The sequence below is a fragment of the Burkholderia sp. TSV86 genome, from assembly GCF_001522865.1.
Lineage (GTDB): Bacteria > Pseudomonadota > Gammaproteobacteria > Burkholderiales > Burkholderiaceae > Burkholderia.
In genome coordinates this window covers 1-13,285 of the sequence record NZ_LOWB01000039.1, presented here as the reverse complement: position 1 = coordinate 13,285, position 13,285 = coordinate 1, and the positions used below count along the sequence as shown (strand labels likewise).

Annotated in this window: 7 protein-coding genes and 1 pseudogene; 1 reads left to right on the top strand and 7 read right to left on the bottom strand. The window is 67.6% G+C overall.

Annotated elements, in window-relative coordinates:
* Position 1: 1 nt before the first annotated feature.
* The 7 genes and pseudogenes from WS68_RS06605 to WS68_RS06580 form a co-directional block, all read right to left on the bottom strand.
* Positions 2–334, bottom strand: a complete 333-nt coding sequence (locus WS68_RS06605) for a hypothetical protein (protein ID WP_156429375.1) — start codon at positions 332–334, stop codon at positions 2–4.
* Positions 331–1,023, bottom strand: coding sequence for an OmpA family protein (locus WS68_RS06600; protein ID WP_082709844.1), 693 nt, complete (start codon positions 1,021–1,023; stop codon positions 331–333). The genes WS68_RS06605 and WS68_RS06600 overlap by 4 nt, the downstream gene beginning before the upstream one ends.
* A gap of 122 nt (positions 1,024–1,145) precedes the next feature.
* Positions 1,146–4,148 carry a YadA-like family protein gene (locus tag WS68_RS06595; protein ID WP_059570037.1) on the bottom strand — a complete coding sequence of 1,001 codons (3,003 nt, stop codon included), beginning with the start codon at positions 4,146–4,148 and terminating at the stop codon, positions 1,146–1,148.
* A gap of 72 nt (positions 4,149–4,220) precedes the next feature.
* The gene (locus WS68_RS06590; RefSeq protein ID WP_059570036.1) at positions 4,221–6,782 is read right to left on the bottom strand and encodes a YadA family autotransporter adhesin; all 2,562 of its coding nucleotides are present in this window, start codon (positions 6,780–6,782) and stop codon (positions 4,221–4,223) included.
* 516 nt (positions 6,783–7,298) lie between these two features.
* Positions 7,299–7,388: pseudogene (locus WS68_RS29545) on the bottom strand (ESPR domain-containing protein); the annotation flags it as partial.
* A 265-nt stretch (positions 7,389–7,653) separates the two neighbouring features.
* Positions 7,654–9,702 carry a YadA family autotransporter adhesin gene (locus tag WS68_RS06585; protein ID WP_156429374.1) on the bottom strand — a complete coding sequence of 683 codons (2,049 nt, stop codon included), beginning with the start codon at positions 9,700–9,702 and terminating at the stop codon, positions 7,654–7,656.
* Between the two features lie 65 nt (positions 9,703–9,767).
* A complete protein-coding gene (locus tag WS68_RS06580; RefSeq protein ID WP_059570034.1) occupies positions 9,768–12,257 on the bottom strand; it encodes a YadA family autotransporter adhesin in 2,490 nt (829 codons plus the stop codon).
* A 791-nt stretch (positions 12,258–13,048) separates the two neighbouring features.
* On the opposite strand from WS68_RS06580, the gene WS68_RS06575 reads away from it, so the two are divergent.
* Positions 13,049–13,285, top strand: a 237-nt coding sequence (locus WS68_RS06575; RefSeq protein WP_156429362.1) for a transposase, incomplete at its 3' end; no start/stop codon positions are given.

Here is a 13,285-nt window from a genome sequence, read left to right as displayed (position 1 = left end):
TTCAGTTGGAAACACGAAACAGCAGACTCAACACCACGCCAAGCGCGACGCCCAGCAGCCGGCCGCGCGCGAGCGATGCCGTACTCACCCCGCCTTCGAACGGCCAGCGCGGCCGCACGCACGCAGCGAGCATCGGCAACGCGAGCGTCGCCAGCGCGCCGAGCCCGCCGACGAGCGCGGCGTGCGCCGCCGGCGTCAGCTGCGCGAGCCACGGCTGCCGGCAAGCCGCGTGCGTGAGCGCCAGGTCGATCCAGCAAGTCGCGAGACTGCTGCCGAGCAAGTGGATCTTCCAGCGGTCGGGGTACGCCATCGCGCTCACACGTCCGCGGCTCATGGCCGCAGCTCGACGTCCGCGCGCCGGTTCTGCGCGCGGCCCGACCGGGTGCGGTTGTCCGCCACCGGATCGCGCGGACCATGGCCGCGCACCTGCAGCGCTCGCACACCACGCTCGCGCAGATACCGCGCCGCGGCCTGCGCGCGCGCGGCCGACAGCGGCTGGTTGATGCGCAGCGGCCCGGTCGAATCCGTATAGCCGTCGATGCGCGCGCCGCTCACCGGTGCGCTGCGCACCTGCTCCAGCAGCGCATCCAGCCGCGAGCGGGCCTCGTCGGACAACGTCGCCTGGTTGGTCGCGAAGTGCACGGTCGTCGTGAGCGGCGCAACCTTCGGCGCGGGCGCCTGCGGCGCGGCCTCGACAGCGGCCGCCGCTATCGGCGCGGGCGCGGGCGCCGCGCCGCACTGGAACGTGAGAATCCGTGCATCGGCCTCGCCGCCGCGCGTCTGGCCGAGCCCTGCGATCGTCTCGACCACGCGCACCGCTTGATCGCCGCAGATCTGCTGCGCCTGCTGCTCGCAGACCGAAAGGCCTTCGAGCAGGCCGTGACAGGTCACCTGGTACGTCGGCACGCCGTCGGCGCCCGTGAGCGTATAAGCGTTGAACGTCGGCCCCGACGCACTGGTGCAGGCTGTGAGCGCGGCAAGCAACGCGACGATCAGCCACATCGGATGGATAAGTCGTTTCATAAAAAAAGCGTCCTCAATGAAGGGTCAACAACCGGCTGCCCCGGCGGCCGGCCGGATCGGGCCAGGCCGGCCGCCGGGGCGAGAACGGCACGGGTGCCGTCCTCGCGGATCACGCGCGGGCCTCACCACTGGTACGACACCCCGCCGCCGTAAGCCTGCCCCGCCGCGCTGATTCCTACTCCGGCCTTCATCTTGATGTTCTCGGTCAGCCGCACGTTGACACCCAGCGCGCTCGCGCCGTAGCCCTGATAGCCGCCGCCGGCGATGCCCACCGCGATCTTCTTGCCCGGATCGACTTCGGGAATCATCGTCAGCGCGGTGGCCGCCGCAATGCCCGAGTACGCGCGGCGTGCCACGTCGGTGATGCTCGACTGCACCGCATTGAGCTGGTTCACGTTGACCGCGTCGGTGCCGTTGATGCCAGGCGCGACGTTGGTCAACCGCCGCTCGTGGCCCGGCGAGCCGAGCGACACCGTGTTGTCCTGATCCGCGATCGAGCCCGCGCCCAGCGCCACGGCGTTCGCTCCGCTCGCCGTCGCGTTCGCGCCCAGCGCCGTGCTGTTGTTGCCCGAGGCCGTCGCGAGATAGCCGTCGGCCTTGCCGTGGACGCCCGAGGCCACCGCCCCGGCGCCGACTGCCGTGCTGCCGTCGCCCGACGCCGTCGAGTTGCTGCCATACGACGAACCGCCATTGCCCGACGCGCTCGAACCGTTGCCTTGCGACGTGCCCGTGTTACCGTTGCCGCCGACACCGGCGCCGCCATTGCCGCCACCGCCGCCATTGCCGCCGCCACCACCGCCCACGCCGGTCGAGATCGACGCAAGGGTCACGTTGGTGTTGGCCAGCGTCGTCGACAGCGTCGCCACTTCGTTCGCGACCGCATACAACTGGCTGCCGTTGATCGCATCCGTGCTCGTCTGCGCAATCTGCCCGGCCGCCACGTTGACGATCTGCCGCGTCACCAGCTGCCCGCCCACCGTGCCGCCGCCCACGCTCACCACGCCAGCCGGCGACGCGCCCGCGAAAGCGCTGTACGTAATGCCGCCCACCTGCGCGTTTGCCGTCGGCACCGCCGCGCGCGTCACCGCGTTCGCGCCGAGCGCCACCGAATTCGCATCGCCCGCCGACGCACCGTAACCAAGCGCCACCGCACCCGACGCGCTCGCGCTCACCACGGCGTTCGGCCCGATCGCGACCGAGTTCGCCGCTTGCGCGCCGAGGTTGTCGTAGTTGCCTACATGCGTGCCGCCGTCGTTGACGCTCACGTAATGCCGTGAGCCCGACAGCGACGAGGCGATCGTCGCGACGTTGCTGTTGGTCGTCGTCAGCCCCGTCGACAACGAGCCGATCCGGCTGTCGACCGTCGTGAGCTGCGACGACAGCGTGCCGATACTCGTCGACGTCGACGTCGACAACGAACCGATACTGCTGTTGAGCCCGACGATTCCCGTCGACAGCGAGCCGACGCCGCTCAACGCCGTCGCAATGCCCGTGGAGGCCGACGTCGACAGCGTGCCCACCGCGTTCGCGACCTGGTAGAGCTGGCTGCCGTTGACCGCATCGGTGCTCGCCGCGTTGAGCTGGCCCGCCGCCACGTTGGTGATCTGCCGCGTCACCACCTGGCCGCCCACCACGCCGCCGCCCACGCTCACCACCTGCGTCGCGTTGTTGCCCGCGAAGCTGCCGTAACTGATGCCGGCGATCGTGATCGGCGCGTTGCCGGTCGGCTTGGCCGCCGCCGTCACCGCGTTCGCGCCGAGCGCCACCGAACCTGCATGGCCCGCCGACGCGTTGTAGCCCAGCGCCACGCCGCCCGCCGCGCTCGCGTTCACCACCGCGTTCGCGCCGATCGCCACCGAGTTCGGCGCGCGCGCGCCGTCGTTCGCATAGTTGCCCTGGCTCGTCGTGCCATCGCCGGTCACGCTCACGTAGTGCGGCACCGAACTCGAAATCGCCGCGAGGCCGTTGTTGAGATTCGCCAAGCCCGTGGACAGCGAATTGACGCCCGATTGCGCGCCCGTCACGCTCGTGGTCAACGCGCCCACGCTGGTCGAGGTCGAGGTCGACAGCGAACCGAGCGTGCTATTGGCGCCCACCAGCGTGGTCGACAGCGTGCTGATGCCGGTGCTGACGCTGGCAAAGCCCGTGGACAGCGAGTTGACGCGCGATTGCGCGGTGAAGATGCCCGTCGACGCAGAGGTCGACAGCGAGCCGAGCTGGCCGAAGTTGACCGCGTCCGTCGCATTGACGCCCGGCGCGACGTTGGTGAGCCTGACCGGCGCCGTCGCGCTCACGCCGCCGAGCGTCACGCGCGTGCGGTTCGAATTCGGATCGTATTGCACCGCGTTCGACAATCCCGTCGACAGCGAGCCGATGCTCGTTTGCGCACCGGCGAGCCCCGTCGACAGCGAGTTGATGCCGTTACCCACCGAAGTCGATAGCGACGCCAGGTTGCTGTTCGTCGCCACCAGCCCCGTCGACAGCGAGTTCACCCCGCTTTGCGCGGTCGACAGGCTCGTCGACAGGGAGCTCAGCATGCCTGTCGAGATCGAGGCCAGACCGCCGGCGATCCCGTAGAGCTGCGCGCCGTTGATGGCCTCCTGTGAATTCGGATTGATAGCGCCCGGCGCCAGCCCCGTGATCTTGTGGCGGCTCAGGTCGGTTTGAGAATTCAAGCGGATGCCATTCGCGCCATAGATCGAAACCGTGCCGGCCGCATTCCCGCCCACTTGGCCGACCTGTACATAGGCCGTGCTTCCCGCCCCGGTTCCGCTGTCCGACAATGCAACACCGGCGCCGCCGGTGCAGCCGGCATTTCCACTGCCCACGCCGTAGGTCCACTGACCTGCGCCCGGCCCTGCGAAGGCACTGCCGTATCCTGCCGTGCCATTGCAGTTGACGATCGTGCCCGCCCACGCGGCCGACCCGGCCATGCCCAAGCCCATTGCCGCCGCGACGCTCACCGCCAGATGCTTGAGCCGCGGCGCGCGCCGCGCGTCGATAACGTCGGACGTCTCCATCGCGTGCCCGCCGCGCGTTGCCTTGCCCTTCGTGCGCGTCAGCTCCGACACCACCACCCAGCCGCCCAGCGCTTCATTCCATACCGTCTTGTATGCCTTGTTCATTGCGTTTTCCTCTTCGTCCCAGCGGGACCATTCCTCATGCTTTCGATTCGCTTCGTTCCGCTTCCGGTCCCGTCACCACTGGTACGTCACACTGCCGCCATAGGTCTGGCTCGACGAGCTGATCCCCACCCCGGCCTTCATGCCCAGCCGCTTCGAGAAGCGCACGTTCACGCCCATCGCGCCTGCCAGGTAGCCCTGGTATGAACCCACTCCCGCGCCGATCGACACCCGCTTGCCTGCGTCCACCCCCGGGATCATCGCCAGCGCCGTCGCCGCCGCCACGCCCGAGTACGCACGGCGCGCCACGTCGTTGACGCTGCCCTGCACCGCCCATAGCTGATTCATGTTGACCGCGTCCGTGCCGTCGAGTCCCGGCGCCACGTTCGTCACCCGGCGCTCGTGACCGGGCGAACCCACCGACACCGTGTTCGCCTCCGACGCCACCGACCCCGCGCCCAGCGCCACCGAATTGCCCCCCGACGCGCGCGCGTTCGCACCCAGTGCCGTGCTGTCGTCGCCCGATGCGTTCGCCAGATAACCGTCCGCATTGCCGTTCACGCCCGATGCCACCGCGCCCGCTCCGGTCGCCACGCCGTTCACACCCGACGCCGTAGCGTTCGTGCCGATCGCCGCGCTGTTCGTGCCCGAGGCCGTCGCGCTCGAGCCATACGCCGCGCTGCCAGCGCCCGACGCGCTCGCGTTGCTGCCATACCCCGTGCTGCCGCCGCCCGTCGCGAGCGAGCCGCTCCCCCTGGCAGTGTTCGTCGGATCGCCGGCGGTGTAGCCTTGCTGCCGCCCAATTGCAGTCGACAGCGACGCCACCCGGCTCGCCGCCGCCGACACGCCCGTCGACAGCGACGCCACCGCATTCGCCACCGCGTACAACTGGCTGCCGTTGATCGCATCCGTGCTCGTCTGCGCAATCTGCCCGGCCGCCACGTTGACGATCTGCCGCGTCACCAGCTGCCCGCCCACCGTGCCGCCGCCCACGCTCACCACGCCAGCCGGCGACGCGCCCGCGAAAGCGCTGTACGTAATGCCGCCCACCTGCGCGTTTGCCGTCGGCACCGCCGCGCGCGTCACCGCGTTCGCGCCGAGCGCCACCGAATCCGGATCCGGCGCGAGCGCGTTCTGGCCCAGCGCGATCGCGCGCTCGCCGCTCGCCGCCGCACCCGGCCCGATCGCGACCGTGTTGGCCGCCGACGCGCCGTCGTTCCAGTAGTTGCGCTGCTGCACGCCGCCGTCGTTGGTGCCGGTGTAGTGATTCGGGAACGGTTGCAGCGCCGCCGTCGACAATGACGCGATCGTGCTGTTGGTCTGAATCAGGCCCGTCGACAACGTGTTGGCTGTGTTGTCCGCGTTGACCAGCCCCGTCGACAACGAGCCCAGGTTGGTCGAGATCGATGTCGACAGCGACGCGAAACCGGCCTGCGCGTTCGTCAGCCCGGTCGACACCGAGCCGAGCCGGCTGGACACGGTGGACAAGCCCGTCGACAGCGTGGTGGACACATTGCCGGTGGCCACGGCCACGCCGAAGAGCTGGCTGCCGTTGATCGCATCCGTGCTCGTCTGCGTCAGTTGGCCGGCCGCCACGTTGGTCAGTTGCCGCTGCTCGCTGGCATTGCCGAAGTTGACCAGCCCCGCCGGGTTGCTGCCGGCAAAGCCGCCGTAGGCGATACCGCCCACCGGCGCGCCCGGCACCGGCACGGCGGCGCCGACCGTGAGCGCATTGTTGCCGAGCGCGACCGAATTCGCGCTTCTCGCCCGCGCGTTGTGGCCAAACGCCACCTGGCCGGTCTGGCCCGCCACCGCGCCCGGCCCGATCGCAATCGCATTGCTCGCCGAGGCCGCGCCCGTGTTTCCGTTGTTGCCCTGCACCGTGCCGCCGTCGTTGACGCCGGTGAAGTGCTGCTTGCCGACCGACGACGACACCGAGCTCGACAGCGACGAAAGATGACTGCCGGCCACGATCAGGCCCGTCGACAATGAACCGATGCTGCTATGGATGGTGACGAGCCCGGTCGACAACGAACCGAGGCTTGTCGAGGTGCTGGTCGACAGCGAATTGACGCCGACCACCAGCGTCGAGACGCCCGTCGACACCGTCGCGAAGCCGGCGGCGAGGCCACCGAACGTGTTCGCCGCCGAGTCGACGCTGCCCTGCAACGGCTGGATGCCGGCTGACAGCGTGGTCGACAACGCCGTGAGCTGCCTGACGTTGATCGCATCCGTCGCGCTGCCGCCGTCCGCGACGTTGGCAAGCGTCACGCTCGCGCCCGCCTGGCCGAGCGTGGCGGAGCGATGAGTGCTGTCGTCGTACTGGGCCGTGTTCAACAGCGTGGTCGACAGCGAGCCGATGCCGACGTTGACCGCGCCCAACTGCGTCGACAGCGAACCGAACGTGGCCGGCAGCGTGCTGAACGCGCTCGACAGCGACGCGACGTTGCTGTCCGTGGTGGACAGGCCCGTGGACAGCGTGCCTACGTTCGACGACACCGTGCTGATGCCGGTCGATAGCGATGCGATATCCGTGAGCGCGGTGCCGACGGCCGAGCTGATCGACGTCGACAGAGAAAGCAATTGACGGCCGTTGATCGCATCCGTTGAATTCGGCGCAATCAAACCGTCGGCCAAACCGGTAATTCGGTTGCCTGTGAGATTGGTATCGCTTTTTAAATTAATTACCCTAGGCGCATTTATTTCTACGCGTCCTTGATATGGATACGCCCCAACCCCAATTGACGCCACGGTGCCCATTTTGTCATACGCGGCGCCCGTATTATCACTCACCTCGCTTAATGAAATACCAAAATTACGATACGTTGCAGCCTGATCTGGAGTGACATCATACGTAGTGCAACCACCATCATTGCCGTAACCCGTTCCATAGCTATTCAGACACATCGTGGTCGCACTATATTGCCAAGCCGCACCCAGGGAAAACCAGCCGTTGAATCGATAAGTACCAGTACCTCCCGCGGTGGGATTCTGTAATGGCGCCGTGCTGGTATGACCGTTGCCATTAAAAACCGTACCCGCGATCGCGTTCGGCGCCATTACACCCAAGCCCATCGTGGCCATCACCCCCAGCACGATTCGCGTGAATGCAAACTGCGTTACGCCTTCGCTTTGACTTACCACTGGCCGTTGTCCGCTTTTTCTTTTTGCATTGGCCAACTCGGACACTGCCACCCAGCATCCCAGCGCCTCATTCCAAACCGTTCGATATGCTCTATTCATGCATTCCTCACCTATCCAATCAGGACGACGTCCTGCTCGTTTCCCATCGAGCCGCCTGATTGGGCAGGCGCGTTGCCCAACGCCCCGCCATCAAGACTGCTTCCACCCCGTCCGCTCGACTTGCTTCGTTGTTTGACTACCTTGCGTATTCATTCACTGGCTTCTGGCTACCCTCCTTCCCTGATTGCTTCGCCCTGCTCATTCCTTATGGATACCTAATTAATTTCATGAGCGACTCGCCGTTGCGCACCCGGGACCTACCCCCTCACCACTCGTACCCGAGCTGCGCCCGCACGCCGCGGTCTCCCGCGTTCGTCGTCGCAAACCCCGCGTTCACCAGCCACCGGCTGTTCTCCGAGCGGTACGTCGCGCTCACCGCCGCCGCATTGCCGCTCTTGTAATTCGCCATCCCCACCGCCACCACCGTGCGGCCCGGCCCCGACGGCGTCAGGTTCGGCATCGCCAGCGCCGCCGCGATCCCTCCGTATGCGCCCCTCGACAAGTCATGCAGCGACTGGCTCACCGCGTCGACACGCTGATCCGTGTAGCGGTTCGCCTGGCTCACGCCTTGCCTCATGCCCTGGTTCAACTGATCCACGTTCACCGCATCGGTCGGCTCCGTGCCCGCCGCCACGTTCGTGATCTGCCGCTGCTGCGTCGCATTACCCACCGACACCACGTTGCTGCGTCCGTCATCGTTGGACCTTGCGCCGATCGCCGCCGAGTTCGTGCCCGGTGTCACCGCCGGTTTGTCCGAACCGTCGCCGCGCATGTCCGCCACCGCCGCCGTCGTGTTGCCCAGCTTCTGCACCGTCGTCGACAGCGTCGCCACGTTGTTGTTGGTCGTCGACAGGCTCGACGACAGCGTGCTGACATTGCCATTGGTCACGCTCAGCCCCGTCGACAACGAGCCCACTTGATTCGTCAGATTGACGATCGACGTTTGAGTCGACGTCGACAGCGTGTTGATGGCCCGCATCGCCGCGTACAACTGGCTGCCGTTGACCGCATCCGTGCTGTTGCCGCTCAATTGACCCGCCGCCACGTTCGCGATCTGTCGCTCGGCCCCCGGCGCACCGACGCTCACCACGCTCGCCGGGCTCCCACCCGCGAAGCCATACACGGCCCCGCCCAGCACGATGCTCGCGAACGGATTCGGCGCACCGGTAACGGAGCCCGCACCCAACGCCACGTCGCTCGCACGCGCCGCACGCGCGTTCACGCCCAGCGCGATGCCGCCCGCCTGCATCGCCATCGCCGTGTCGCCCACCGCGATCGCGCCGGCGGCCGTCGCCATGTTGGCGTGGCCGATCGCCACCGCCCCCTGGCCTTGCGCAGTGTTGCCCTGACCCAGCGCCACGATCCCGCCGCCGGAGAACGGATCGCTATTGAGCGTGCGCGCCGTGTTCTGCTGCCCGATCGCCACCAGGCCGCCGCCTTGCTTTGGATCGCCGGGCTTCACGCCGCCATCCGTCGTGTTGCTCGCGCCGATCGCCACCCCCTGGTTGAAGCCGCTCGCCGACGCCGCGCGGCCGATCGCCACCGACGCATCGTTGCCCGCGTTCGCCCCATCGCCCAGCGCCACTGCCTGCTTGCCGCCCGCCAGCGCGTTCGGCCCGATTGCGATCGCGTGATACCCGCTCGCGCCGTTGCTCCCGTAATTGCCCTGCTGGGCATCGCCGTCGATACTCACGAAGTGCGTCTGGCTCGATGACAGCGACGCCGCCAGCGCGGCCACGTTCTGATTGGTCTGGTAGAGCTGCGCGCCGTTGACCGCATCCGTGCTCGACGCGTTCAGCAGACCCTCCTTCAATTTCGTGATCTTGTTGCCGTTCAGGGACGTCGTGCCTTGCAGATTGATGCCGGCGGGGCCATAAAGCGTCACCGAGCCGGCTGCGTTGTAGCCGGTCTGTCCGACCCAGACATACGCCTGGCCCGCGCCGACGCCGCCGGTGCTGTTGTTTTCCTGAATCGTGATGCCCGTGCCGCCATTACAACTATCCGCGCCACCGCCCGAGATGCCCTTCGTCCAAGCGCCATTGCCCGAACCGGCAATCGCGCTGAACCAGCCTGACTGCCCCGCGCCCTCGCAATTAAAGATATTGCCCGCCCGCGCCGCCGGCATCGCCATGCCCATGCCCAGCGCCGCCGCGATGCTCAGCGCCATGCGCGACAGCCGCAGCGGATCGCGCCGCCCGGACATGCCGGGCAGCCCGCATCGCAAAGCGTGCGCCGCCACCAGGCCGCGCGCGGCCGAAGCCGGGCGCTTGCCCCATGGCTGCTGCCCCCAGCGTTGATCGATTGCATGCTTCATCGTCGTCACCTCGTTATCGCGCATCCCGTACCGCGCTTGGCACCACGCGGCAAACGTGGCTCGCATCACCATTGATAGCCGCCGCCAATCACCGCGCCATACGTTCCGCGCGTGTTCGCAGACATCGCCGCCTTCACCACCCACCGGTTGTTCGCCGTCACATGCGACACGCCGATCGCCTGCCCCGACTGCCCCCGGTACACGCTTCCCGCCACCGACACCATGCTCATCCCCGGCTGCGTCGGCTGCGGCAAACCCGCAATTGCCATCGCCGCCGCCACACCGCCGTCCGCATCCCGGCCCAACGAGTCGAGCCGGTTGTTCACATCGCGAATCCGCCCTTCCGTGTACGCATTCGCCTGGCTTACGCCCTGACTGATGCCCTGGTTCAGTTGCTCCACGTTCACCGCATCCGTCGGCGCCTCACCCGGGGCCACATGCGTGATCTGGCGCGCGTGAGCCGCGCTGCCCACCGATACCACGTCACCGCGCCCGTCATCCGTCGAACCCGAACCCAGCGCCACCGAGTGGCGTCCGCTCGCCGTCGCATGCGCGCCCAGCGCCGTCGCGCCGTCCCCCGACGCCGTCGCGCCATACCCATCCGCCTTGCCATTCGCCCCGGACGCCACCGCGTGCGCACCATATGCCGCGCTGTTCTCGCCCGACGCTATCGCCTGATAACCGCTCGCGACTCCGTTCACAGCCGAGGCCGTCGCGCCCGCGCCATACGCCGCGCTGTTATTCCCGGACGCGCCCGCCTGATAACCGCTCGCGACTCCGTTCGTACCCGAGGCCGTCGCGCCCGTACCGATCGCCGTACTGTTCGTGCCCGAGGCCGACGACTGAGCGCCCACCGCCACCGCCGAATCGCCCGACGCGCTCGCGCCCGTGCCGAACACCGTGCTGTTCGCACCGGTCGCGCCCGACGTCGTCGAGCCGAGCGCCACCGACAGCGCGTTCACCGTGCTGTCGAGCCTCGACAGCCCCGTCGACAACGACGCCACCTTCCCGTCGGTCACGCTCAGGCCGCTCGACAGCGTGCTCAGTCCCGTCGACAGCGCGCTCACATTCCCGTCCATCGCGCTCAGCCCGCTCGACAATGCCGTCGACAGCGACGCCACACGGGAATCGGTCACGTTCAGCCGGCCCGACAACGTGCTCAAGCCCGCCGCCGTCGACGTCGACAACGTGTCGACCGCCTGGTTCGTCGCATACAACTGGCTGCCATTCACCGCATCCGTGCTCACCGCGCTGATCCGGCCCGCCGCCACATTGACGATTTGCCGCTCGCTGTTCACGCCACCCACGCTCACCACGCCCACCGGCTGTCCGCCCACGAACGCGTAGGTCCGGTTGCCCACCGTTGCGCTCGCCACCGGCGCAGCCGCAGCAGCAGCAGCAGCCAACGAATTCAATCCCAGCGCAACCGAGTTGCCGGTCGAAACCTTCGCGCCCGCGCCCAGCGCCGTCGCGTTGGCCGCGCTCGCGCTCGCGCCCCAGCCCAACGCCGTACCCAGCCCGCTCGCCGAGGCCTGCGTGCCGATCGCCAGCGCGTTCTGTTGCGCCGACGCCTGCAAGCCCAGCGCAATCGCGCCCGTATAGCCAGGCGTCCCCGCGTTCGCCGACGGCCCCACCGCAATCGCGCCGAATCCGCCGCCGCTCGTATCCGCCTTGCTGTTCTGGCCGATCGCCACGTTGCCCGCGCCGTCCGTGCCCGTCGCGCTCACCGCGCCGGCGCCGATCGACACGGAACCCGAGCCGCCCGCCGTACTCGCCGCCCCCAGCGCCATCGACGATATTCCCGATGCCGTCGACCACATTCCCAGCGCCGTCGCCATATGCGCGACAGCGTTCGAATGCAGCCCGAGCGCCGTCGACGATTCGCCGCTCGCCACGCTCTGATTGCCGATCGCCAGCGCGTTGGTCGCACTGGCGATCGACGACGGCCCCAGCGCGGTCGCGTGCTCGCCGTTCGCCGCTGCCGCGTTGCCCAGCGCCACCGCCTGCCCTGCGCCCGCCGTCGCCGTCGATCCCACCGCGACCGCTCCGTCGGCGCCTGCGGTGCTCTGCGCGCCCAACGCCGCCGCGTTGGTCCCATTCGCATACGCCGCGCCGCCGTATGCCACCGCGTTCTGGCCTCTGGCTACCGATGCCCCACCCACCGCCGTCGCTTTCGCACCGTTCGCATTCGCGCCATCGCCTATCGACAGCGCAAAGCCGCCGCTCGCCGTCGTGTTCAAGCCGAACGCCTCGTTGTAGTTCGTCCCGTCCACGCCGGAAGTCGCCGGGAATGCTCCTCCCGACGATGCGCTGGAGTTGTACGACGAGTTGTCCGTGCCGCCCACCCCGCCCGACGCATAGTTGTACGCATGCGCCCGCGCCGCCGGCAGCAGTAATAACGCCGCCATCATCGTCAAAGCCGTTTTCGCGCCCGCGGGTTCCCCCGTGCACAGCACTTGCCCTGCCTCGCGCTGCACCGCTGCCTGCTTCCGCGCGACATGAATCAGCGAGTTCAGCCGACGGCTCCAAACCAATCGATAGCGTTTTTTGTTCATCTCTTTTGTATCCTCTTGCGTTTTTCTCAATGGCACTCGATCAAACTTCGTTCCATCTACGGCAACTCCCATTTATTTTGGATTCCTTAATTTATTGCATCGCCCCCGGCGCATCGTTCCTTGCGTCAGTCACTCAGCCGATAACCCGGTGGTCAGCCGTACACCAATGACAGCAACCGCCCATACCAACCGCTCGATAGCGACAGCCACGCCAGCCACACCGACCACGCCCGCGCGTCCTCTGTCGCGCCATGCGCGGGCTCACACGCCGCCTGCCCGCCCATGCCTCGCGCGACACCCCGCGCGTATACCCGGCACAGCTCAGCCTTCACGCTTCGACGCAGCCGGCACCAATCCCGGCCACGCTGCCACCCGCTTGCCGTCCGGCAAGCATGACGCGCCCACCACACCGCGGTCGTGCGCCACCAATACGCCTGCGCGAATGCTACACACAGCCACATCACCGCTCTCAAGCTCCACGGTCCCATCGCCCCACCCCCGTTTCTTGGAAGAAGACAACTTCTGCTCAGCTTTCATGCGCAACACCGCCCATCCCGCCCAACCGGGCAGAACGCGTCATGTGTCAAACAAGGAGAAACCCAGTGATCGAAGACCGGTTCGGATTCGCCGCGATATCAATGCGCGCCGCCAAAGTGCGCCGCCCATTGCATCTGGCTGATTCGACGCGCAGCATGACGCGCCAGCCCCCACTTCATTCCATATTCGTTGCCGCCCTCTCAGTGAATCGGCCCGGGTTTTTCGGAGACCTCAACCTTTGAGAGAATGGGGTCATGGAAACCTTAAAACCTGAAAGCAATGTAAAAAAGAAGGCCCAACCGAAATACTCGGCGGAGATGCGCGCACGCGCCGTGCGGATGGTGTTGGACCACCTGCGGGAGTACGAATCGGAATGGGCGGCCATCAGCTCGATCGCGGCGAAAGTCGGCTGCACGCCGGAGACGCTACGCAAATGGGTTCGGCAGGAGCAGAAGGATCGGGGCCAGCGCGCCGGCGCCACGACAGCCGAA